The sequence below is a fragment of the Occallatibacter sp. genome, from assembly GCF_049582745.1.
Classification (GTDB): domain Bacteria; phylum Acidobacteriota; class Terriglobia; order Terriglobales; family Acidobacteriaceae; genus Telmatobacter.
This window is the reverse complement of record NZ_JBAUUO010000178.1, coordinates 1-22,762: the sequence shown is the minus strand read 5'-3', so window position 1 is coordinate 22,762 and position 22,762 is coordinate 1. Positions and strand designations below refer to the sequence as shown.

General features: G+C 59.4%; 18 protein-coding genes. 11 read left to right on the top strand and 7 right to left on the bottom strand.

Translation table 11 applies throughout. The features are described 5' to 3' along the window. Window positions 1–304 precede the first annotated feature (304 nt). From WCA10_RS26290 to WCA10_RS26260, 7 genes are all read left to right on the top strand, one after another. Complete coding sequence (locus WCA10_RS26290) at window positions 305–2,536, top strand: Abi-alpha family protein (RefSeq protein WP_472825525.1); 2,232 nt, start codon at window positions 305–307, stop codon at window positions 2,534–2,536. A 212-nt stretch (window positions 2,537–2,748) separates the two neighbouring features. Then, window positions 2,749–3,534, top strand: a complete 786-nt coding sequence (locus WCA10_RS26285; protein ID WP_472825524.1) for an L-fucose dehydrogenase — start codon at window positions 2,749–2,751, stop codon at window positions 3,532–3,534. A gap of 115 nt (window positions 3,535–3,649) precedes the next feature. Next, window positions 3,650–4,009 carry a PadR family transcriptional regulator gene (locus WCA10_RS26280; RefSeq protein ID WP_472825523.1) on the top strand — a complete coding sequence of 120 codons (360 nt, stop codon included), beginning with the start codon at window positions 3,650–3,652 and terminating at the stop codon, window positions 4,007–4,009. Then, a complete protein-coding gene (locus WCA10_RS26275) occupies window positions 4,006–6,714 on the top strand; it encodes an ADOP family duplicated permease (RefSeq protein ID WP_472825522.1) in 2,709 nt (902 codons plus the stop codon). The genes WCA10_RS26280 and WCA10_RS26275 overlap by 4 nt, the downstream gene beginning before the upstream one ends. Window positions 6,715–6,868: 154 nt before the next feature. Next, window positions 6,869–7,105 carry a hypothetical protein gene (locus WCA10_RS26270; protein ID WP_472825521.1) on the top strand — a complete coding sequence of 79 codons (237 nt, stop codon included), beginning with the start codon at window positions 6,869–6,871 and terminating at the stop codon, window positions 7,103–7,105. 158 nt (window positions 7,106–7,263) lie between these two features. Further along, on the top strand, window positions 7,264–8,055 hold the full coding sequence (locus tag WCA10_RS26265) for a 3-keto-disaccharide hydrolase (protein WP_472825520.1): 792 nt from the start codon (window positions 7,264–7,266) through the stop codon (window positions 8,053–8,055). A gap of 109 nt (window positions 8,056–8,164) precedes the next feature. After that, window positions 8,165–8,308: a hypothetical protein gene (locus WCA10_RS26260; RefSeq protein WP_472825519.1), complete on the top strand. Its 144-nt coding sequence runs from the start codon at window positions 8,165–8,167 to the stop codon at window positions 8,306–8,308. Window positions 8,309–8,919: 611 nt separating this feature from the next. Here the strand turns inward: WCA10_RS26260 and WCA10_RS26255 are convergent. After that, on the bottom strand, window positions 8,920–9,504 hold the full coding sequence (locus WCA10_RS26255) for a hypothetical protein (RefSeq protein ID WP_472825518.1): 585 nt from the start codon (window positions 9,502–9,504) through the stop codon (window positions 8,920–8,922). 388 nt (window positions 9,505–9,892) lie between these two features. Between WCA10_RS26255 and WCA10_RS26250 the strand changes: the two genes are divergently transcribed. After that, window positions 9,893–10,339 (top strand): hypothetical protein, encoded by a 447-nt coding sequence (locus tag WCA10_RS26250; protein ID WP_472825517.1) that lies wholly within the window; start codon window positions 9,893–9,895, stop codon window positions 10,337–10,339. 78 nt (window positions 10,340–10,417) lie between these two features. On the opposite strand, the gene bglX is transcribed toward WCA10_RS26250, so the two are convergent. Next, on the bottom strand, window positions 10,418–12,733 hold the full coding sequence (gene bglX / locus WCA10_RS26245) for a beta-glucosidase BglX (protein ID WP_472825516.1): 2,316 nt from the start codon (window positions 12,731–12,733) through the stop codon (window positions 10,418–10,420). A 637-nt stretch (window positions 12,734–13,370) separates the two neighbouring features. Here bglX and WCA10_RS26240 point away from each other — a divergent pair. Continuing rightward, the gene (locus WCA10_RS26240) at window positions 13,371–14,672 is read left to right on the top strand and encodes a hypothetical protein (RefSeq protein ID WP_472825515.1); all 1,302 of its coding nucleotides are present in this window, start codon (window positions 13,371–13,373) and stop codon (window positions 14,670–14,672) included. A gap of 51 nt (window positions 14,673–14,723) precedes the next feature. Here WCA10_RS26240 and WCA10_RS26235 read toward each other — a convergent pair whose 3' ends face one another. The 5 genes from WCA10_RS26235 to WCA10_RS26215 form a co-directional block, all read right to left on the bottom strand. After that, entirely contained in the window at window positions 14,724–14,954 is a 231-nt protein-coding gene (locus WCA10_RS26235) for a hypothetical protein (protein WP_472800591.1), read from the bottom strand. Between the two features lie 77 nt (window positions 14,955–15,031). Further along, complete coding sequence (locus tag WCA10_RS26230; protein ID WP_472825514.1) at window positions 15,032–16,894, bottom strand: glycoside hydrolase family 2 protein; 1,863 nt, start codon at window positions 16,892–16,894, stop codon at window positions 15,032–15,034. 200 nt (window positions 16,895–17,094) lie between these two features. Beyond that, window positions 17,095–17,646 carry a hypothetical protein gene (locus tag WCA10_RS26225; protein ID WP_472825513.1) on the bottom strand — a complete coding sequence of 184 codons (552 nt, stop codon included), beginning with the start codon at window positions 17,644–17,646 and terminating at the stop codon, window positions 17,095–17,097. A gap of 141 nt (window positions 17,647–17,787) precedes the next feature. After that, window positions 17,788–19,098, bottom strand: a complete 1,311-nt coding sequence (gene glyA / locus WCA10_RS26220; RefSeq protein WP_472825512.1) for a serine hydroxymethyltransferase — start codon at window positions 19,096–19,098, stop codon at window positions 17,788–17,790. A 66-nt stretch (window positions 19,099–19,164) separates the two neighbouring features. Then, window positions 19,165–19,392, bottom strand: a complete 228-nt coding sequence (locus WCA10_RS26215; RefSeq protein WP_472825511.1) for a hypothetical protein — start codon at window positions 19,390–19,392, stop codon at window positions 19,165–19,167. 182 nt (window positions 19,393–19,574) lie between these two features. Here WCA10_RS26215 and WCA10_RS26210 point away from each other — a divergent pair, with 182 nt between their 5' ends. Beyond that, a complete protein-coding gene (locus tag WCA10_RS26210) occupies window positions 19,575–19,913 on the top strand; it encodes a PadR family transcriptional regulator (RefSeq protein WP_472825510.1) in 339 nt (112 codons plus the stop codon). Window positions 19,914–19,922: 9 nt separating this feature from the next. Next, window positions 19,923–22,583 (top strand): ADOP family duplicated permease, encoded by a 2,661-nt coding sequence (locus WCA10_RS26205; RefSeq protein ID WP_472825509.1) that lies wholly within the window; start codon window positions 19,923–19,925, stop codon window positions 22,581–22,583. The last annotated feature ends 179 nt before the right edge of the window (window positions 22,584–22,762 follow it).

Below are 22,762 nucleotides of genomic sequence, written 5' to 3'. Positions count from 1 at the left end.
CTGATTTGGGCATTCCTCACCGACAAACGTCTCGATTTGTGCGGAATCGCCGCGTCAGGGTGCCGGCACGGCGTTACAGCTGCGTGGCGAAATCGAGTGTATTCAGCAAGATACATGAAGTGATTGGGTCTGGGTACTTTGGCGCTTGAATCGTGCCGTGGACGTGCAGCGGAGACCTCCATCAATGCTATGTTCAAGGTTCGTGTGGAACGAGCGCACCTTGAGCTGCGTGCGTGCAGCGCCGGTGCTCATAAAGCGACAAAAGCAGCCTGACGTTTTGCCGGAACTCGCATTACTGGAACGTATGGAATCCAAGACTTGCTGTGCGTACAACGCGACCAGGGGTTGCAGGATCAACTCCACGGTCACGGTCACCGACAGTGCGCGCGAGCCTCTGAAGGTTCTGAAGGTGCTGGTGGAGGGGCTTGCCCGGGATTCGAAGTCGAGCCTGTGGCTGACTCCGCTCGCGCATGCTCCGCAACTGGCGCGGATTTTCCCATTCGACCTGGCCTACCTCGACCAAGACATGAAGGTGCTGGAGGCGATGGCGCTGCAGCCCGAAACTCCCGCTCCGCGGTTTCGCGCTGGGATGGCGAGCGCCCTGATTCTGCCGTTCAACTGTCTTCAATCGAGCGGGACGGTGCCTGGCGATCGGATCATTGTCTGCGCGGAGAACGAACTCGAGCACCGAATCGCCGAGATCTCCCGTCCGGCGGTTGCGGAGCCGGTCACGCCTGTTGCGGAAGCGCCCATTGCTGCTAAGAATCCCCCCGTTAGCCCACTTCCAAAATTGCCTCCGCATCCGTTTCCGAGTCGTCAGGTCTCGGCTCCCCCCCTCGCGCCTACCGTTACGCGGGGCACGGGTTTCACGGTAGGGATGACGTCGAGCAGCTGGCAGATTTCGAACTCGACGATGGCGGCATCAGCGGTGCTGGAGCCGGTCGAGGTTCAACAACAAGAAGCGGTGCAAGAAGAAGAAGCGGAAAGTGAGAAGGTCGGGGAGATTGCTCTCGCGGAGACAGAAAGGGCGGAGGCGGGGGAAGAGAGGGTCACGAGCGGCAACGTCGAAGCCAGTGCTTTCGGCGCGGTCTCGGAGGCTGTTTCAGATACGGCTGCTGCTGCTGAGGTTGGGGAGAACGCGGTGGAACTGGCACCAGCGGCGGCGCCGGCCGCAGCAGCGGAGCTCGAGGGTGGGGCGGCCGAACCGAAGACTGTTGCGGTTGAACCGGAATCCATAGCGGCTGAGCCGGAGGCGCCAGAGGAGAAGACGGGCGCGGTGGAAGCGAGCGACCAGGCGGAAAAGCCGGGGCCTGACGTTTCTCGGGTTCCTGCGGAAACTGCGCAGGTGGCGCAGGCCAGGATGCAGGTGGACTCACATGAGATCGGAAGGGAGTCTCCCGAAACTAAGCGCAAAAAAGCCGCGGATAGCGTGCCGGCAAAGGTCCCGATTTCGACCAATGCCGGTCCCGTAACAGCGAAGAAAAAGTTACAGGAAGAGAAGAAGAAGGAATCGCTGGGGGTCCTGGTGAAGCGCTTCCTCAATTGCGAAGATCCGCTGCCGGAGCGGCGCTCGATCATTCGGCTGCTTGTGCAGGGGCTGACTGCCTACGCCGGTGACGGCGAAACGAAAAAGCTATACGAGGTGCGCGACGTGAGCCCGACAGGGCTGTATCTGCGCACGCAAGAACGCTGGCAGCCGGGTGAGGTTTTTTCGCTGGTGCTGCAACGAAAAGATGCGACCGAGGCGCAGCGTGAGAGGCGCGTCACTGTCGACCTCAAGGCAGTTCGATGCGACGAGGACGGGGCCGGCTTTGAGTGGTTGTGGCCGGAGGGCGTGGAGTTAGAAGCCTGGAAGCGGGTGCATACGAAGCGATCGGACGAGACGGACGCGGATTATTTTCTGAGAGAACTTCGCCTGACCAGGGCTCTCGGATTTCTGCGACAGATCTGTCCCGCCGCCATGGAAGAGATGAAGCTGGGGCTTCATAAGCGGCTGAGCAACAAGCGGGTGGCGAGCGCCGTGGAGATTACGCTGAAGGCGCAGGAAATGCTGGGGCGGCTGGGTCCCGGTGGGAAAGTGCAGGCTCATCCGGATATGGTGAGGCGCGTTCTCGAAAACGGGTCATGGACGGAGGATGATTGGATCCGGCAGTGGTGGGGGGGGCTGCTGGTGAGCTCGTGCGGCGCCGATGCGCCAGACACTTCGAATTCCGTCTTCATTGATTTGCTGGCGAAGCTAACGCCTGTTCATCTTCGCGTTCTGTCGTTCGTTTGCCGCAAGGCAACAGAGCGAATCGGGGCGGGTGAGCCTGCTGCCACACTGGAGCTGTATTGCACGTCGGAAGAATTGATTGAAGCAGTGGGATCGCACAGTCTTGCGCGGATCCAGCAGACGATGGGGCAACTGTCGTCGCTTGCATTGCTTGCGGAAAGCAACAAGCCGTCGTATGTGGCGGTGACAGACAAAGTGAAGACCAGGGCCACGCCGACAGCACTGGCTCTCACGATGCACGGGCGCTGCAATGGACATCGATAAAAGATCGCGTATCCAAATGCTGGCCGTAAATCGTCGTTAATCCCACGTCGAGCCGGCTCCATCAAAAAAGCAATCCTAGGAATTTGCCTTCGCGCCGAGTGCGTTGCGCGTGTGGTGCAATGCGCGCAGCCGGTACGATGATCTGAAAGAGCAGCCATGGCGGTTTCGCTCGGGCGGAGATGCGTGCCGGGCAGTGGGAGAGATGAAGAATTATGGACCTTGGACTGAAGGACAAGCTGATTGTCGTAACTGGTGGAGGAGCGGGCATCGGGGCGGGTATTTCGCGCGCCTGCCTGGCCGAGGGGGCGCGCGTGGTGGTGCTAGGGCGACGCTCGGACAATGTGCAGGCATTCATGATGGAGATGAAGAAAAGCCAGACGAAATGCAACCTGGTCGAGGCGCATCTTGAAGATCTCGATCGCTGCGCGTCGGCGATTGCGGAGATCGAAGACGGCTACGGGGATATCTACGGACTGGTGAATAACGCGGGAGTGAATGACGGCGCGGGATTGGAAAAGGGGAGCGTGGCGCGCTTTGTGGATAGCCTCAATAAAAACCTGATCCACTATTACGCGCTGGCACATTATGCGCTGCCTTCGCTGAAGCGGACGCAGGGAGCGATTGTGAACATCAGCTCGAAGGTTGCGCTTACTGGACAGGGGAACACATCGGGATATGCCGCGAGCAAGGGAGCCCAGCTTGCACTGACGCGGGAATGGGCTGCGGAACTGCTGCCATATAACATCCGCGTGAATGCCGTGTTGCCGGCGGAGGTGATGACTCCGCTGTATCGGCGATGGCTGGATACGCTGGGCGATCCGGAGGCGGAGCTGAAGCGCATTACGGACAAGATCCCGCTGGGGCACCGCATGACGCTGGCCTCGGAGATCGCGGCGATGACAGTGTTTCTGCTGTCGCCTACGCAATCGGCGCACACTACGGGGCAGCACGTGATTGTGGATGGCGGATATGTACACCTGGATCGCGCGCTGACGTAGAACACAGCGGTGGCGGGTGGTTCGGGAAGGTTGGAGCGTCAGGCAGGGCGGCGGCTCTATAGAATGCGCGGGCGGCTATGTGGCATACTTCTGTGGTCGTACCACAGGTACTGGAATGTCTCCTGAAAAACTTGATCTATTGCAAGGCACGCTCGACTTGATGGTGCTGCAAACGCTGACGGTGATGGGCTCGCTGCATGGCTACGGGATCGCGCGGCGCATCGAGCAGGTGAGCGGCAATGCAGTGCTTCTGAACCAGGGAACGATCTATGCATCGATGGTGCGGCTGGAGCAGCGCGGATGGATCGGCTCGCGCTGGGGCACGTCAGACAACAAGCGCAAGGCGAAGTTCTACTCGATTACGGCGTCGGGGCGGCGGCAGCTTACGGCGGATGCACGCTACTGGGAGCGGCTGACGGACGTGATGGAGCGGGTAATGACGATGGACAAATCCGCTGAGGGTGCGGACGCATGAGCTGGGTGCTGCGGCTCCTGGGACGGTTGTGGGCATTTATGCGCAGGAGGCCTCTGGATGCGGAGCTCGATGCGGAACTTGCGGCACACCTGGAGATGGCGATTGAGGACAACATGGCTCATGGACTGCCTGCTGCGGAAGCGCGACGGCTGGCGCTGGTGAGCCTGGGTGGCGTGGAGCAGGCGCGGTACAGACAGCGGGAGGCGCGAGGGCTTATGAATATCGACATCCTGATGCAGGACCTGAAGTACACATTGCGCACGCTGTGGCGCGATCCGAGCTTTACGGTGGTCGCGGTGCTGATTCTGGCGCTGGCGATCGGGGCGAATATCGCGGTGTTCAGCGTGGTGAACACGCTGCTGCTGCGTCCGCTGCCGTTTCAAAACGCGCAGCAGCTGGTTTGGATTGCGCCGCCGCCGACCAAGTGCGGGCTGAGTTGCGCGACATATTCGACGGATGCATACGATGAATTCCGTACAATGAGCCGGTCTTACCAGGACGTTACGGGGTATTTTGCGTTTTCGAGCGCGGACAATCTGAGCCTGAATCTTGGCGGTGCGCCGGTGACGGCAACCAGCATCGATGTGATTCAGAATTTTTTCCAGTTGCTGGGCGTGCAGGCGCAGATGGGGCGGGTGTTCACGCCGGAAGATGCGCGAAATGGCGCGGCGCCGGTGGTGCTGCTGACCAACGCGTGGTGGAAGCGGCAGTTCAACGGCGACAGGAATATTTTAGGCAAGGCGTTCGACATGAACGGCCAGCAGACGACGGTGATCGGGGTGCTGCCGGCGAGCTTTGATTTTGGCGCGGTGTTTGCGCCGGGAACGAAAGTGGATGCGATTACGCCGCTGAATTTGTATGGGCCGCCGCGGGACTGGGGCAACATCATTACTTTGATCGGGCGGCTGAAGCCGGGCGTAACGCTGGCGCAGGCACGGAATGAGGCGGCGAGCGTAGCGCCGCATATGTGTTGGAACAACAAGAGTCCGGAGACCTGCGGCGACTATAAGGGCGCGGTTGTTCCCGTGCCGCTGAAAGAATATGTGAGCGGAAAGCTGCAGCGTTCGCTGGTGGTGCTTTGGGCGGCGGTGGGGGCGATTCTGCTGATTGCGTGCGTGAATCTGTCGAACCTGCTGCTGGCGCGTGCGGCTGCGCGGTCAAAGGAGTTCGCGATGCGGGGCGCGCTGGGAGCGAGCCGAGGCCGCATTGTGAGGCAACTGTTGACGGAGAGCCTGGTGCTGTCGGGCGCCGGAGCAGTGGTGGGTTTTCTGCTGGCCGCAGCTCTTGTATCGTGGTTGGCGTACCAGGGCGCAATTGCGCTGCCGCTGCTGAGCACGCTGCACATGGATACGGCCGCACTGGGGTGGACGGTGCTGATTGCGGTGTTTGCGGCGGCAGTGTTTGGATTGGTGCCGGGATTGCGGATGGCGAGCGGCAATCTGCAGGAGTCGTTGAAGGACGCGGGGCCCGGCGCCAGCGCGAGCCGCAAGCATGAGCGGATTCGGTCGGTGCTTGTGGTTACGGAGGTGGCGCTGGCGTGCATGTTGCTGGTGGGCGCCGGATTGCTGCTGCGCAGCTTTATGCGTGTGCTGGATGTCGATCTTGGCTTTCAGCCGGACCATGCCGCGGCGATCAAGGTGGATTACCAGGGAAATCCAGCGGATGGCAACGGAAGCACGCAGGCTTCGCAGAATGCGATCGCGTTGCGCCGCGCAACCTTCCAACAGCAACTGCTGAGCCGCATTGGCGCCTTGCCGGGAGTGGAAGCTGCAGGGATAACCGACTATCTTCCGTTGGGTCAGAATCGCGCATGGGGAACTCCGCTTCCGAAAGGCGCCAAGCGACCCGATCATCTTGATTCGGGTCCGCTGGTTTATGTGATCTCGCCGGGGTATATGCGCGCCATGGGCACCCGCGTTCGGGGCCGGGACTTCTCATGGAGCGATGGGCCAACGGGCCAGCAAGTGGTGATGATCAATGAGGCGTATGCGCGGTTCCTCAACTCATTCGGGATGTGGCCCGATGGCAATGCAATTGGCAAAGCGCTCGGGAATGGCGGCGGCCCAGACCTCATCGTAGTCGGCGTCGTGAGCGATGTTCACGAAGAGAATGTAGATGGGGATGCGGGCTGGCAGATCTACTATCCGAACACGCAGGCGGGCCCCAATGATACGGAACTGGTGGTGCGCACTACCGTTCCGCCTGCTTCGGTGGCGTCAAGTGTCTTAACGACGCTGCGCGAGATGAATCCCAAGCAGCCAATGGCGGAGTTCAGGCCGATTCGATTATTGGTGAATCACGCCGTTTCGGGACGGCAATTCTTCATGCTGCTGGTGGTGTCATTCGCAACCCTGGGGTTGCTTTTGGCGGCACTGGGGATTTATGGAGTGATTTCGTATTCGGTAACACGGCAGACGCAGGAGATCGGCATCCGCATGGCACTGGGTGCGAGCGCGGGAATCGTGCAGCGGCAAGTGCTGGCGGGTACGTTGCGGCTGGCGCTGATCGGCGTGGTGCTGGGCGCGGCTGTATCGATCGCAGGCGCGCGGCTGATTGCCTCACTGCTGTTTGCTACCTCGCCGTGGGATGGCGCGACTTATATCAGCATGGCGGTGGGATTGCTTGTGGTGGCGGGGGTCAGCGGGTATGTTCCGGCTTTCCGGGCATCGCGGATCAATCCGACGGTGGCTCTGCGCGCCAACTGAAGCGGGCTCGGACTTCGTTGAAACGGCGTTTGTGGGCCCGAGGGGACGTTGGCATTGGAGACCAGCGCAGCATGCACCACGCTCATCAATGGTTTCTGCCATTTTCTTCTGGTATGCCAGATGAATCCCGTACAGAATGTGGGCAGGAGCCAACATGCCCCCAATCCGAATCACCCGCGAGGTCCACCAGGGTTGGTTGAGCGGTAACGGGATTGCGTGCAAGTGCAGGGTTGAACTTGCGACGAAGATCTCCCCTGGTTTCCCCACCGTAAGAACGCTTGATATCTGGATTCCCGAGAAGCCGCCGGAAGGCAACTACAAGGTCCAGGTCGATGGCACAACGCTGGACGTGCAGTTCAAGCGCGGTTCGTGGCTTGAAGCTGTGGCCTGATCGCTCTGCCAGGCACGCGCGTTCGCGATTCCGATTCACGAAAAGCGGCAGTCTCACTTGCCATTCCATGGCGCGCATACCATGAATGCTCGCGCTGCCCGCGAGGGATCGGGGGAACACCGTTGAAGAATGCAGGCTGGTGTATACTCCCGCCTGTTATGAAATCTCTTTCTTCGAAGTTCCTTGCGCTCGCATTTGTGTCTTTCGTTGTAACCGCCGCTTACGCACAGCAAGACGTGCAGGCCAAACCCAAGCCGGAAGACACCGAGATTTGGCAGCCGGTGCCGGCGGTGGTAACGCCTGCGGCCGAATGCAATGCGCCGCCGTCGGATGCGATTGTGCTTTTCGACGGGAAAAATGTGGATGAGTGGGTCAACGTGAAGGACAAGCAGCCGGCGCTGTGGGACGTTCACGATGGCGTGATGACGGTGAACAAGGTGGGCGGCAGCATTGAGACCAAGCGCCGGTTCAAGGATTATCAACTCCACGTGGAGTACAAGATTCCAGCGAGCATTACAGGGAGCGGGCAGGGACGCGGCAACAGCGGCGTGTTTCTTGCTTCGACAGGGCTGGGGGACGATGGCTACGAACTACAGGTGCTGGACGGATACAACAATCCGACGTATGTGAACGGCATGGCCGGAAGTATTTACAAGGAGAGTATTCCGCTGGTGAATGCGAGCCGCAAGCCAGGCGAGTGGCAGACGTACGACGTGGCGTGGACGGCGCCGACCTTTAATGATGATGGCTCGCTGAAGACGCCGGCATATGTCACGGTGTTTTTCAACGGCATCCTGGTGCAAAACCACTTTGAGCTGAAGGGGCAGACGCTGTATATCGGCAAGCCGTTTTACAAAAAGTACGACACGGCGCCGATCAAGCTGCAGGCGCACGGGGACAAGAGCGAGCCGATGAGTTACAGGAACATCTGGGCGCGGGAGCTGCCGTAGTTGGACGGGGGCTGCGGGGTCTTAAGAGCGATACCTGGGGCTCCCATGTGGTTGCTTTTGAAACTTCTGCATAGGCGGTGATACGCCCGGAACCGTCATCGGAGGCTGCTTGGTCTACGATGGGACCGTGACCTACGAGAGCGTTATACGCGAATTGTTTGCCCAGATGCCTGATCTGGAGCCGATCTACCGCGTGCAGTTCGACTACATGGCTGGCGAAGAACTGCCTTATGAGTGTTCGGTTCATTTTTGATACCGCAGATGGAAACTGCGCTGGAGAGCCAAGACGTCGAGCGCGTACGGTCCATTTGCACTTATCTCGAAGAGGTAGCCTCGAGCGCATGCACCGACTCTGGACTGGAAACACTACTCCGAGCGGAAATCGGAGAATGGTTGAGTGTCACGCGATGGGAGGCAGAGGTTGAACCCTACTTGGGCGAGCAGACGAAACGCAGATGCCGGTACGTATCTGGGCTTGCGACCCAAAGGAACGCTCTCAAGGCTGAGAAGGCCAATCTCAGCCTGATAACGCGGCTTCTGGGTCGATTCAAATAGTTGATGGGATGCTTGGTGGATTGGCCATCCAGACTAGTGTTCCGTCGATCATGTCTGTATTGGCCAATGCGGAAGTTTCGTTGAGGTTCACAAGGCAAACGCAGCCTTCGCTGCGTTCAGGACGACACCTCCTTGGGCAAGCGGAGGCCGTGTTCTATAGCCGAATTTCTGGTTTGTGGCAATTCGGAAGCATTTTCGATCTGAGGGCAGACGAAGAACAACTGCGGGTTCCTCCACTCCGCGTTGCTCCGGTCGGAATGACAGGCTTGGAGGGAGAGGCAGCAAAGTGTTCGGGTCGGCGGCGACGGACTAGTGCGCCATGGCTTGGGTTTTGGCAAGCATGACGGCGTTTCGGAGTGCTGCGACGAATGCGTGGGCGGCGGCGGTGTCGTTGAAGGTGAGGCCGAAGGCTTCGACGTTGTCCTGCACCTGGCCGTAGTCGGAACTGCGATGGGGGCCGGGGCCGAGGTGGGCGAGCTTGTCGCGATCGTAAATGAGGGCGGGGAATTTCTTTCCCGGCATGCCGACCACAATGACCATGACGGCGTCGCCTTTGTCTCCGGGCTTGTAGGCGCTCGGGGCTTCAGGGTTAGTGAAGACGCGATCTTCGCTCACCAGTGAGGGATCGACGTCGGTAAGCGAAACGGTGATCGAAGCGAGTGGGAACGCGTAGCGATACCACGCGATCTTTCCGTCCTCTTCGCGGGGCAGCGCGCAAACCGGGGCGGGCATATTGGGTTCAATGACGAGGGTTTGGCCGTCGAGCGCGAGGATACTGCCCGAGGCGGTGTAGGCGGTCTTCATCTGCTCCACGCGCGCGCCAATGTCTTGCGCGCCGGCGGTGAAGGAGCCAAGGACGAGGCAACCAAGCAACAAGCGAAACAAGGTCTTCATGGACGTACCTTTGGTGGTGCATTCATGGTGGGACAGATTTTGGAGATTTGGTGTGTGTTATCGCACGCTGGGCATTACCAAGGACACGGGTCGAAGGTCGCTGGCGGGGTTAGCTTTTGGGGCGAGGTGATCGATTGGGGCCGCAAATCGGATTGTCCGCGAAGAGAAGGCGCCAAGAGTTGATTCGTAAAGAGAATGCAGTGTTCAGAAGTTCTGCACAGGGCGGAGTGGGGCAACCTTTGCGTTGCGTGCTCCTTCTCAACCTGCTGACAACGAATCCTGCGTAATTGCCTCGCATCTTGGCCGTGGCATGGTCGGCGCAGAAGGTTTCAATCGGCACGTTCAACTCGCCGCGCATCGGAGCGGGGCGTACAGCAGGAGAAGACCTATGACAGAGATTAGAGATGAAACGATCGAGAACCCGGGCCTTTCGACGGCGGCACTGGCGCATGCCGACGAGCCGATTGAACAGAAATTGGTGGAGAATCGCGACGACGGCCGCGATATGAGTGCATCGGTCGACAAGCGCATGAATGCAAACTCGCAACCGTCGGAAACCGATGCGCAGGAAGCATTGTTTTCCCAGGATGAGTCGAAGGAGCTGTACGCGAAATGGGATGCGGTCCAAGTGGGCTTTGTGGATGAGCCGCGGCAGGCAGTAGAGAGAGCCGACTCGCTCGTGGCGGGGGCAATGAAGCGGCTGGCGGAGATTTTCGCGGAGGAGCGGGCACGGCTGGAGGGGCAGTGGGACCGCGGCGACAGCATTTCAACGGAAGAGCTGCGCCTGGCGCTGCGGCGCTATCGCGCATTTTTCGGGCGGCTGCTCTCGGTTTAAAGAGCCGTTCCCAGATGAGGGCCGGAATTTTCCCCACCCCAGGGTTCATTCCGGCCTTCCTGTTTTTGAGATTGGTTTCTATTCCGTGACGGCGAGCTCAGTGTGGAGGGTGGCGGTGGAATCCTCGCCGGCCCAGACATCGAAGGTGCTTGGCTCAACAGCCCATGCCCTGGTTTGCGGACTCCAGAATTCAAGTTCGTCTTTGCCGAGTGGGAACCTGAGTGTCTGCGTCACGCCGGGCTTTAGGGAAACGCGTTTGAACCCCTTGAGCTGGCGAACCGGGCGCGACGCCGAACCCCAGCGCTGGTGGATGTAGATTTGCGCGACGGCATCGCCGGGAACGCTGCCGGTGTTGGTGACGTCGACCTGGACTTCGGTGCTGTCGCCCGCCTTGATGCTGGTCTTGCTCAGGTGCAGATTATCGAATTTGAAGGTCGTATAGCTGAGGCCATAGCCGAAGGGATAGAGCGGCTTGCTCTGAACGTCCCAGTAGCGCGAGGTGAAGTTGGGGCGGTCTTCGGGTTCATGCGTCAGGTTGTGATTGTAGTAAAGAGGCTCTTCGCCGGCGGCGTGCGCCCAGCTGATGGGGAGCTTTCCGCCGGGGTTCACATCGCCGAAGAGGACGTCGGTCACGGCGTTGCCGCCTTCCGTGCCGGGGTACCACGCTTCGAGAATAGCCTTGACATGCTTCGAAGCCCAGCGGAGATCGAGGGGACGGCCATTCTCAAGGACAAGGACAACCGGCTTGCCCGTGGAGACGACTGCGTCGAGCATTTGCGGCTGAATGCCGGGCAGTTCCATGGAAGCGCGCGAGGCGGATTCGCTGCTCATGGTGGAGGTTTCACCCATGACGGCGATCACGAGGTCGGCGCCGGCCGCAGCGGCCATGGCTTTGCCGATGGCTTCGGCGGTTTCAGCTTCAGTTGGCGGCGAGGGACGCTTGGCGCCAGAGATTGTGTCGAAGAGAGAAGGAAATACGCGCACGGGAATTGGTCCGGGGACGTAATTGATTTCAACGCCAGGTCCGAGCCTGTTTTTGAGACCGGCGAGCACGGTGACGGGGTGGCTTTTCGACGCTCCGCCGAAGAGGCCTTCTACCGTCCATCCGCCTTCGATGTCGTGGGTGGAGTCGGCGAGCGGCCCGATGACCGCGATCTTTTTGATGGACTTGCTGAGCGGCAGGGTGTGGCTGTCATTCTTGAGCAGCACCATGGAGCAGGCTGCGACTTTGCGTTCGAGTTCTCTGCCCTCGGGCCGGTTCAGGGTCGAGTCCACTTGCGATTCGTCGACATAGGGGTGGTCAAAGAGGCCGAGCTGGTACTTGATTTGAAGGATAGGCAGTACGGCGGCGTCGAGCTTGGCTTCAGGCACTTTGCCCGAGTGCACGAGGCCGGCGAGATACTTCGGGTAGGTGAGGCTGGCCATGTCCATGTCGAGACCTGCGGTAACGGCTTTGTAGGCGGCGTCCTCTGGATCTTTGGCGTAGCCGTGTGTCTGCAGCGCGCCAACAGCCCAGGCGTCGGAAACCACGAAGCCCTGGAAGCCCCAGTCCTTACGCAGAACGTCAGTGAGCAGCCAGTGATTTCCGGTGGCGGGAACGTCGTTCAGGTCCATATAGGCGCTCATGAAGCTGCCGGCGCCTGCCTGTTCGGCTGCATGAAACGGAACGAGGTAGACATTGCGCATGAGTTCTTCAGGAACATACGAAGAGTCATAGTCGCGGCCACCATCGGCAGCGCCATAGCCGGCAAAGTGCTTGACGCAGGCGAGCACGCTATCAGGTCCGATCGACTCGCCCTGGAATCCGATGACCTGCGCGCGGGCCATCGCCGCGCCGAGGTAAGGATCTTCGCCCGCACCCTCGACGATGCGGCCCCAGCGCGAATCGCGGGCGATGTCGACCATGGGGGTGAAGGTCCAGCGAATGCCGGCGGCACGCGCATCCTGACCGGCGAGGCGTTGGGCGGCTTCTTCCAATCCCGTATCCCAGGACGCCGCCATGGCCAGCGGAATCGGAAAGACGGTGCGATAGCCGTGGATGACGTCATAGGCGAAGAGGATCGGGATATGAAGGCGGGACTTATCCACGGCAAGATGCTGGAGGCGGTTGATCTCCTTGACGTCGATGAGCCACAGGATGGAGCCGACTTTGCCCTGAACGATGAGGCTGTCGGGCTTTTCGCTGGCCAGAAGGGGCATGACGACGCCGGAGGACTGGTTCATCTGCCCAACTTTTTCTTCGATGGTCATCTGCTTGAGCAGTTCTTCGGCCCGGGTGTGCGCCTCGGCTGCGGTCATGGCCGGCGTTTGCGCGGGAAGGGGAAGAATCGCAGGGAGGGAGATCACGAGAAAAGCGAATCGAACGATGGCGTTTGCAAGCGGGTTGCTTTGCATCACTGGGCGGGTCCCTCCGAGGGACCGTTAAGCATAAAGCATGAAGATGAGGGTTTGCAGACTGGCTGAGGGATGGGCGGTGCGCCTGAGCTTGGACGGGCGGGAAAGGACGGACCGAGATTTCACCGGAGATTGTGCGCAACACGATAGTGTTCTCTCAAAAAAAAAGCGCCCCCCGATTAGTCCTGCCTGGATTCATCCAGGTCTGGTAACCGGAGGGGCGAGGAGCCGCAATCACAAGAAAACGCGCCTGAGCTTGACACACCCCGGGCACATTTCCTGGACCGACTCTCAATGTATGCACAATTGAAGATTTCCGACAGGTTCCATCGGGTAGCAATTCCCGAAACGGAAGTTAACCCGCTGCAGGAGTTGCTTTTAATCAGTTATGGACAACCGTATTGGTGGGACGTATTATACGCAGTGCAGGGAATCCAGAATTCAATACGATCTTGTTTTCAACAGAGAGTTGGCGCAGGTCCCACGCACTAAGGTGGAATCCGGACCCCCTTGCATTGATTTTTTGGACTCGTGTCCGTTGGAGTTTTTCGCATGCTGGAACGGAAGCTCCGGCTGCGCAACTTGACGTCACGAGCCGTTGCCCAAATCGGGCATAGAGCCGCTTAAGGAGTTTCGGATGCCGCTGGCGCCCAAAGCCATGCAGGAGGTGGACCAGCAGGCGTCTGTCTCCGACCCGGCCGCCATTCGAGAACAACTCCACCGGCTCCTGATTCATCCGCTGTTTGCCAATAGCAAGCGCTATCCTGCACTGCTGGCCTACGCGGTGGAACAGACGCTGCAGGGAAATGCTGTCGAGCTGAAAGAACGAAGCATTGGCATTGAGGTGTTTGGACGTGCGCCGACGTACGATGCGAATGCAGATCCGGTGGTGCGCATCACTGCTGGTGAGGTGCGGAAGCGGCTCAGCCTCTACTACTACGATTCGTCGCACACAGGCGAGCTGGTAATCGAGCTTCCTCTGGGCTCATATGTGCCTGCGTTTCGACAGCCCGAGCCAATTGTGGAACCTGCGGGGGATACGCTCGACGCTGCTGCAGTCGCCTTTGAGGCGCTTGGCACACCGCTGATTCCGCTCCCGGCTGTTGCGGCCCCTCCGGCCAAACCTCCGCGATTCCGCTGGCTTGTCGCGGGCATGCTGACCATTGCCGGTTGTGCCGCGGGAGTGTTTGTGGGGGTGAACATCCACCAGGCGCCACCGCCGGAACCGCCTTCGAATATTGATCGGTTCTGGGAGCCGTTCACGTCGAGTTTGAATGCGACGACTTTTTGCCTGGGAGAACCGGCCAAAAACATCGATATGGACTCGATCAATTCTTTCGAAGCGCCTGTGACCGCCCCTGCCGACTCGCAGAAGCTGTATGTCCGGCTGCATATGGCTGGCCTTTTTGCGCTGGCGGACGTTACCACGCTCACGCGAACGGCCGCCGCGTTGGAAGCCCGACACAAGGCGTTTCGTATCGTGCCTGGATCCGAGGCAACATTTGCGCAGTTGCGCGAAGGGCCGATTGTGCTGATCGGCGCATTCGACAACATCTGGACGCTGCGCGTGACGCAGAAACTGCGCTTCGGCTTCGAGTCAAAGGATGGCGTCGCGCTGATTGTCGATCGCAAAAGCCAGACGAAAACGACGTGGGCGACCGCATGGGATCTACCGTACCAAAAGCTTTCCCGTGACTATGCCATTGTGGCGCGGATACACGACAGCACGACCGGCCAGCCGGTGATCATCGCGGCCGGAATCTCGGAAGAGGGTACAGAGGCGGCTGGAGAGATCCTGTACAACCCGGTGTATCTCAATTCGCTGGTGGCCAAGGCTCCCGCCAACTGGGAAAAAATGAATATGGAAGCCGTGATTGAGACACAGGTAATCGAGGGCCACTCCGGGCCGCCCAACATCCTGGCTGTTGATACCTGGTAACCCAGGTTTGCTGAGAGCGGACTCGAATGCCGCCACAGCGGCAATCAGCACTTACTTCGATCTGGCCTTTTGAGCGGCCCAACGCTTACGCTGCGCATCGGCAATCCGCTTGCGTGCATCGGCACTGAGTACGCGCTTCTTCTTTGGCTTGCCTGGCCCTTTGCTGGTCTTACTACGGACTCCCGGCGAGCTGGTGGCGCGGGAGCCTGCAAGCAGAGAACGGACCTGTTTAAGTCTTTCAATCTCCGCATCGATTTCTGCAAGGATCGTTTCTATCGACATAGAAAGAGGATATATCATCGGCCTGAAGCAGCGCGCCAGCCAACTTAGAACTTACGCGCACGTAACTTCGATTTGACTTAATCGGCTTTTCCGATCGTCTTATTCCTGTAGGCCTTTTGAAGAACATAGAAAGCCAGCTTCTTCTGGCCCTGGTCGGAGATCAATCCTTTGCGATTGAACTCGTCCTGGATGCCCACGAGTGGACGATTGGGCGAACGGAAATCCATCAGGCACCACGGGCTCATGCCTCTGAGCTGCGGAATTTTGTTGAGCATCGGCAGTTGATGACGATAGACGTTTGCCTGGTACTCCTCAGTCCATCGCTCATTCTCGCCACCGTGCAGACCGGCCTTTGCGCCCGCTCCGAATTCGCTGACAATGAGCGGCTTTTGATAGGCGATCTGCCACTCTGTGGTATCAGCGCTGTCGGGATGGCCTTCGTACCAGCCAATGTATTCGTTGATGCCGATGACGTCGAGAGCCTTGCCCAGCGGGTCGTCGACGATCTTGGTATTGCCCTGCGCGCGTACCAGCAGGGCCGCGGTAATTAGCCGCGTGGGATCAAGACCGCGGGCGCGAGTCGCCAGCGTTTCAATGAACTGCGTGCGCGCAGGCGTGTTGGGGGTTTCATTGGCCATTGACCAGAGAATAATGGCGGCATGATTGCGCGAGGCATTGATCTCTTCGTCGAGCTGCTGCTCGGCCTTGGCCAGGACTTTCGGGTTGTCGAATTCGAGCGCCCAGTAGACAGGGTTCTCGGACCATACGAACAGACCCATGCGATCGGCAGCGCGCAACATGGTTTCGTCGTGGGGGTAATGGGCGAGGCGAACATAGTCACACCCGAGTTCCTTCGCCCAGCCGAGAAGCGTCTCCGCATCCTTATCGGACCAGGCGCGACCGGTGCGATAGGGCGCTTCAGCATGAATCGCGATGCCGCGCAAAAAGATGGGCTTGCCATTGAGCAGGATTTCGGTGCCACGCGTTTCAATGGTGCGAAAGCCCATCAACTCGTCGATGCTGTCATCGCCCGCGCGGATTAAGACCTTGTAAAGTTTGGGCGACTCCGGCGTCCAGCGCTCGAGGCCTGGCACGTTGAAGTGAAGCGCGGCGCGGCCATCTGCGCCAATGTCTGCTGTTGTTTTCGCATGCAGGCCGGGGATCTCGACTTCGGCTTTTTCGCCGGGTTGCGCACCGACAACATGCACCCAGCCTTCGATGATGCCGTCTTCGCTCCGGCTCAGGTGTATGTCGTACTGATCGATGAAGGACTCGGGCACTTCAATCAGCGACACTTCGCGGGTGAGGCCGCCGTAGTTCCACCAATCGGTTTCGAGACCAGGCACACCGTCTTCGTGGCGGGTGTTGTCTACCGCGGCTACGACGAAGTTATTGTCACTGTGAATGGCCTGTGTAACTTCGCAGTTGAAAGCAGTGAATCCGCCTTCGTGTTCGCAGACTTTCTGTCCGTTGACCCAGAACCACGAGTGATAGTTGGCTGCGCCGACGTGAAGGAATACGTGCGTGTGTGGCTTGGGCACGTAGGTAAAGTCCTTTTCGTACCAGATCGGACCTTCGTAATACATCAGCGATGGGCGCTGGGTATTCCAGTCGCCGGGGACTTTGAGCTTGGGCGCCTTGGCGAAGTCGTACTCGGTGGGAAACGGATCGCCGGGCTTCGCCTTGTAATTCATGAACCAGCCATTTTTCTTTTCTTCGTGATGGAAGCTGAAGAGGCCGGAGAAATAGGGATCGACGATGGAGGCCCACTCGCCATTGAGCGAGGTGGCCGGACGACGATCGGAGCCGGTGAGCACGATGGGCGCTGGCGCCGCGAAGGCCTTGGTACTCAGCAGGCAAACCGCAGTCAGAAACAAAAACGCACGACGGAAAGCAAAGCATGCGCGAAGCGGAAACGTGCGAACAGGAAAGCCAGTCATGCCAATCCTCTTGAGAACGCGATTGATTTTGAGAGCAGGCAGAACGTTCATAGAAAGCGTGCCGCGGCTCTCAGCGGACTGACCATCTTATCGCTTTGTGTTGTGCCGTGTACATGCGCGATGCGTGCAAGCTCAAAGCATGCAAGAAAAGGGCAGATCGATTGACCTGCCCTCTGAGCGTTTCGACTTACACAATCTCTTTATTGAGGTCCGAGATACATGACGTGCACATAGGTTCCGAGGCGAACGTTGTAGGCCAGGTACCAGCCGTCGTGATCGGGGTCTTCATAGATGACGATGTCGTCGCCATCCCAATCCCATCCGTCACAGAAACCAAAATCGGCAGGCGCGACGCTCCAATACCATCCATTGAACGAGAAACGATTGGGGCCCCCTCCGCCGAGGTGCCATCGATGCGACGGTCCGAACCCTGCTGTGAAACGGCCATGTTCAAAGGGATGGTCGACATGATAGTTGGCGTCGTTGCGGCCGGTGTCGTGACCCACCCACTTATTCCCTTTGTCGACGTGTGGCGCATTCGGATGACCGGGCTTGTCACTGAAGTTCCGTTGCTGAGGCGCCTGCTTGACACTGTTGGTGTGGTGCGCAGGAGCGGCTTTGGGTGCCTTATATGGCGCTGGTCCGCGCGTTGGCGGCGGCATCGGCCGTCCGCGAGGCTCCGGTTTCTGCTGAGCAATTGCCGGCAACGACATGGCCAACAATGCGGTCAAAACGAGATTTGCTGCACGCATGATGTTCCTCCACATCGCCTTCGGGAATGGGGTGTCGCCGCGCTCGGGAGATCCCGATAAGCTAATCCAAACACACTACATGAAACCCTGCACTGGTTGGCAAGTTGCAAATGAGCTGGTTACAGAAGCGGTTTGAGTGACTTACGCACCGACCGTTACACCCTGACGTCGCCACGCGTAGAGCGGGAAACGGTTGGCCAGTTCCGCGACTTCGCCGCGAATGCGCTCGAGCGCGGCATCGTCGTTGCGCTTTTCGAGAGCTTTTGCAATCCATGTCGCGATGATGCGCATCTCCCGCTCTTTCATGCCGCGCGTTGTAAGGGCGGGCGTGCCGATACGAATGCCGGAAGGTTTAAGCGGCGGGTTGACATCGTACGGAATCGCGTTCTTGTTGACGGTGATGCCCGCTTTGCCCAGGGCGAGTTCGGCTTCCGAGCCGAGAATTCCCTTTTGGAAGACGTCGACGAGGATCAGGTGATTGTCTGTTCCTCCGGAGACGAGGCGATAGCCTGCCTCCTGCATGGCGGATGCAAGCGCCTTGGCGTTGGCAACAATTTGTGTAGCGTAGGTCTTGAACTCGGGGCGCAGTACCTCGCCAAAGGCGACAGCCTTGGCGGCGATGATGTGCACCAGGGGGCCACCCTGCTGGCCGGGAAAGACAGCCATGTCGATGGCCTTGCCGAGGGTTTGCTCGGGCTTCTGGCCTATCTGAAAATCCTTGCCGCAGAGAATGAGTCCGGCGCGCGGGCCGCGCAACGTCTTGTGCGTCGTGGTGGTGGTGATATGCGCATGGGGCACCGGCGAGGGGTGCGATCCACCGGCGACGAGGCCGGCGATGTGCGCCATGTCGAAGATGTATTTGGCGCCGACCTTGTCGGCGATCTGCCGCATGCGAGCGAAATCCCAGAGCCGTGGATAGGCACTGGCGCCGCCAATGATGACCTTGGGCTTTTCGCGTTCGGCAACTGCTTCGAGCTCGTCGTAGTCAATAACTTCGGTGTCGCGCCGCACCGTGTAAAACGTCGCGTGGTAAAGCTTGCCGCTGAAGCTCAGCTTGTGCCCGTGGGTGAGGTGTCCGCCATGGGCGAGGTCGAGGCCGAGGATGGTGTCGCCTGCCTGTAGCACCGCCATGTAGGCGGAGGCGTTGGCCTGCGAGCCGGAGTGGGGCTGCACGTTGGCGAACCCCGCGGCGAAGATTTGTTTGGCGCGATCGCGGGCGAGGTTTTCCACCACGTCGGCGTATTCGCAACCGCCATAGTAGCGGCGGCCTGGATAGCCCTCGGCGTATTTATTGGTGAAGACGGAGCCGGCTGCCTCGAGTACTGCTTCAGAGACGAAGTTTTCGCTGGCGATCATCTCCAGGCCTTCGTGCTGGCGGAGTGTTTCGTGGTCAATGGCTGCGGCTACGGCAGGGTCGGTCTGGGCCAGGGAAAGGGCCATGCGATCGGTCATACGGCAATTTTACGGCAAAACGCGGAGGAGTCTTGTGCAAACCGCGCGGCTTGCATCGGCAAGGATTCAGCTTTTGCGCGGCTTTGTAAAACCCCACACGATCATTACCAGGCCAACGGCCACCAGGATCGCGCCATACACCGCCCAGTGGCGGTCATTCTGCATGAAGCTGCGGGCCAGCACACCCCGGGCAAGATTCAGCCCCTGCAGAATCCAGATGCCGCCCATCACCACCAGGAGCACACCGATCGGCCCACTGATGTTCTTTGCAATGCGCAGGATCGAATGAAGCATCCAAACCTCGTTCGCCACACCTCGCGGGAATCACTTTGTGGCGGCTCTCTTCATGCTACTCGCCAAAGAGGGCTCGGCCGGGCGAACTTGGCGTCTGCTCCGTGCTGGTTTCCCGCTGCGCTTTCTCCTGTTGACATTCCGACTATCGAGAGCGTACATGTTGAATATCAACAGGAGAGGCTATGGGCGAGAACAAGTCAGACGTATTGCAGGGCACCCTAGACCTGATGGTGTTGAAGACTCTGGAGGCGATGGGACCGCTGCATGGCTACGGGATCGCGCGGCGCATTGAGCAGGTGAGCGGCGACGGGCTGAGCCTGAACCAGGGCACGATCTACCCAGCGCTGCTGCGGCTGGAACAACGCGGATGGATCAAGTCCGAGTGGGGAACATCGGAGACCAATCGCCGCGCCAAGTTTTATTCGTTGAGCCGGATCGGGCGCAAGAAGATCGAGGAAGAGACCGAAAACTGGGAACGCATTGCTGCGACCATGGCGCGCTTTCTTGCGCAGACAAACTAGGAGGCCCCGATGTCTTCGAGCCCAATGGACATGATTCGGATGTGGTTTAGCCGCTGCATGGCAATCTTTGGCAGACGCAGGCAGGACGCAGAACTCGAAGATGAGTTGCGCGCACACATCGATCTTGCCGTCGCAGAGAATGTGAAGCGCGGGATGTCGGCGGAGGATGCCCGGGGCGCGGCTCTGCGCGCTTTTGGCGGCGTTACCCAGACACGCGAGAGCTATCGCGTGCAGCGCGGCTTTCCCATGCTGCTGCAACTTGGCCGCGATCTTCGCTTCGCCTTTCGCCAACTCCGCAAGTCGCCGGGGTATTCAATCGTGGTTATCATTACGCTGGCGCTCGGCGTGGGAGCGAATACCACGGTCTTCAGCGTGGTGGATGCAGTGATGCTGCGGCCTCTTCCCTATGCCCAGCCGCAACGGTTGGTTGAAGTCGCCTCCGCTGATGCCAACAATCCGGTGACGCGCGATGTCTCCTATCCCGATTTCTTCGACTGGCGGAAGCAGAATCAGAGTTTCGAACACTTGGTTTCCTACCAGGACAACTCCTACACGCTCACGGGAACATCGCGCGCGGTTCATCTGAATGCCGAGATCGTTTCCTGGGATCTGTTGCCGATGCTCGGCATCGAGCCGGAACTGGGGCGCGGATTTGTCGCGAGTGAGGAGAAGGTTGGATCGAAGGTCGTTCTTATCAGCCATTCCCTCTGGGTAACGCAATTCGGCAGCGATCGAGCGATCGTGGGCCGGGCGATACATCTAAATGGAGAAAGTTTCACGGTCGTCGGCATCATGCCGCCGTCGTTTCGCTTTCCGGTTGGCAAGCCTCAGAACTCGCTTTGGCCTACCCTTGCCGTGGACGACGACGCTCTGAAAAATCGTGGAGGGCACTCCCTGGCTGTGATGGGCCGGTTGCGGCCTGGAGTGACCATGGCGCAGGCCGATCAAGAGATGAAAGCGATCGCTGGTCGACTGGCCAAACAATACCCGGACACAAACACGCACAACAATTCGGCAAAAGTTCTGCCCGAGTTGCAAGCGATGTTAGGAGAAACTCGCACTCTGCTGCTCGTGGTATTAGGAGCGGTGGCATTCGTGCTGGTTATCGCTTGCGGCAACATCGCCAATCTGCAACTGGCGCGGGTTCGCGACCGGCAGCGGGAAATTGCGGTGCGGTGCGCATTGGGTGCAGGCCGCGGGAATGTTATTCGCCAACTGATGACGGAGAGCCTTGTGCTGAGCATCGCAGGCGGTCTCGCGGGATGCGCAGTCGCCTTCATTTCGGTTCCGGGCGTGCTGTCACTGATTGGCACAAGTGTTCCTCGTGCGACAAATGCCGGCGTCGATCTGACGGTGCTTGCTTTTGCGGTGGCTGCTTCGCTCGTCTCGGGTTTGATTTTTGGCGTTGCCCCAGCAACTGCCGCCTCAAGAACCGACCTGGTCAAAACACTCCAGCAGGGCGGACAGGCGCGCATCTATGGGCACGACCGGCTTCGCACGGCGGTGATTGTGGCGCAGGTGGCGCTGGGGATCGTGCTCACGGCCGGGGCCGGGCTGCTCACCACCAGCTTTGTGAAGCTGATCCACACAGATGAGGGCTTCAACCCAGACCATGTGCTCACCTTCGGTTTCGATACTCCCGATTCGGCGTACAAAGACAGACGCCCGCAATTCTACCGTCAATATTTCGATCGGCTGCGCGTGCTTCCAGGTGTGGAGTCGGCGGCAGGTTCCATGATCTTGCCGATGGCAGATGATGACGCTCACATCAGCTTCGAGAATCCGGAAAGGCCAGTCGCCAAGGGGTTTCGGCCGAGCGCCGAGTTGATGCCGATCACACCCGGCTTCTTCAGCACGATGCAGATTCCTCTGATCGAAGGTCGCGACTTCACCGAAGTGGATAGCATGCAAGCGCCACAGGTGATCATCGTGAACCAGGCTTTTGTAAAGACGTACTTTCCCGGCGAAGATCCGTTGGGCAAGAGGCTGAAGCCAGGGGCAGGAAACGGATCGCCGGACGGACCACCGTGGCGGCAGATCGTGGGCGTGGTAGGGAACGTACGCCACTCGGCCACGCAACGCGAGATGCAGCCTGCGATGTACTTGCCTTCGAGCCAGCTTCCCACGTGGTGCTGCTTGAGTTCGGTCGTCAGAACCTCGGTTGACCCGATGAGTATCGAGCCTGCGGTGCGCAAGCTTGTGGCATCGATGGATCCTGACATCCCGGTGACGGATGTGCGCACCATGCCGGACCTGATCTCACTGCGGCTGGCCCAGCCGCGATTTGCAACTGTGCTTTTTGGAACCTTCGCAGTTCTCTCTCTGATCCTCACCGTGGTTGGTTTGTACGGCGTGATGGCCTACTCGGTCTCACAACGTACGCGGGAGATTGGCCTTCGTTTTGCGCTTGGTGCGGAGCGTGGCGCGGTTCTCGGAATGATCCTGCGGGCCGCGGCGGGGTTGCTCGGTACTGGCATCGCGATCGGGATCTCGGCGGCGTTTGCATTCGGCCCGATTCTCTCGAAGATGCTCTATGGCACCGGGCCGCGCAATCCCGTAGTGCTTCTGGCGGTCTCCGCCGTGATGGCACTGGCAGGACTGCTGGCGGCATATATTCCGGCTGCGCGCGCAGCATCTGTCGACCCGATGCGCGCGCTCAGAACGGAGTAGAGAATGGATTAGGCGCAAGTAGCGCCCGAGCCGGTTATGGAAACCTGAAAGTCTAGAGCATTTCACTAGTTACTGTGCACGGGGTCATTTGTGTTGCAAGCTAAAGGTGGCGATTGTCCGCACACCCAGATGCCGGAACCATACTCGAACGATCTGCGAGGGAAGTTCTTTGCGGCGTA

Bases quoted from the DNA above. Each gene is read 5' to 3' on its own strand.
- WCA10_RS26290 (WP_472825525.1), top strand. From the start codon at position 305: ATGGAATCCAAGACTTGCTGTGCGTACAACGCGACCAGGGGTTGCAGG.
- WCA10_RS26285 (WP_472825524.1), top strand. From the start codon at position 2,749: ATGGACCTTGGACTGAAGGACAAGCTGATTGTCGTAACTGGTGGAGGA.
- WCA10_RS26280 (WP_472825523.1), top strand. From the start codon at position 3,650: ATGTCTCCTGAAAAACTTGATCTATTGCAAGGCACGCTCGACTTGATG.
- WCA10_RS26275 (WP_472825522.1), top strand. From the start codon at position 4,006: ATGAGCTGGGTGCTGCGGCTCCTGGGACGGTTGTGGGCATTTATGCGC.
- WCA10_RS26270 (WP_472825521.1), top strand. From the start codon at position 6,869: ATGCCCCCAATCCGAATCACCCGCGAGGTCCACCAGGGTTGGTTGAGC.
- WCA10_RS26265 (WP_472825520.1), top strand. From the start codon at position 7,264: ATGAAATCTCTTTCTTCGAAGTTCCTTGCGCTCGCATTTGTGTCTTTC.
- WCA10_RS26255 (WP_472825518.1), bottom strand. From the start codon at position 9,504: ATGAAGACCTTGTTTCGCTTGTTGCTTGGTTGCCTCGTCCTTGGCTCC.
- WCA10_RS26250 (WP_472825517.1), top strand. From the start codon at position 9,893: ATGACAGAGATTAGAGATGAAACGATCGAGAACCCGGGCCTTTCGACG.
- bglX (WP_472825516.1), bottom strand. From the start codon at position 12,733: ATGCAAAGCAACCCGCTTGCAAACGCCATCGTTCGATTCGCTTTTCTC.
- WCA10_RS26240 (WP_472825515.1), top strand. From the start codon at position 13,371: ATGCCGCTGGCGCCCAAAGCCATGCAGGAGGTGGACCAGCAGGCGTCT.
- WCA10_RS26235 (WP_472800591.1), bottom strand. From the start codon at position 14,954: ATGTCGATAGAAACGATCCTTGCAGAAATCGATGCGGAGATTGAAAGA.
- WCA10_RS26230 (WP_472825514.1), bottom strand. From the start codon at position 16,894: ATGACTGGCTTTCCTGTTCGCACGTTTCCGCTTCGCGCATGCTTTGCT.
- WCA10_RS26225 (WP_472825513.1), bottom strand. From the start codon at position 17,646: ATGCGTGCAGCAAATCTCGTTTTGACCGCATTGTTGGCCATGTCGTTG.
- glyA (WP_472825512.1), bottom strand. From the start codon at position 19,098: ATGACCGATCGCATGGCCCTTTCCCTGGCCCAGACCGACCCTGCCGTA.
- WCA10_RS26215 (WP_472825511.1), bottom strand. From the start codon at position 19,392: ATGCTTCATTCGATCCTGCGCATTGCAAAGAACATCAGTGGGCCGATC.
- WCA10_RS26210 (WP_472825510.1), top strand. From the start codon at position 19,575: ATGGGCGAGAACAAGTCAGACGTATTGCAGGGCACCCTAGACCTGATG.
- WCA10_RS26205 (WP_472825509.1), top strand. From the start codon at position 19,923: ATGTCTTCGAGCCCAATGGACATGATTCGGATGTGGTTTAGCCGCTGC.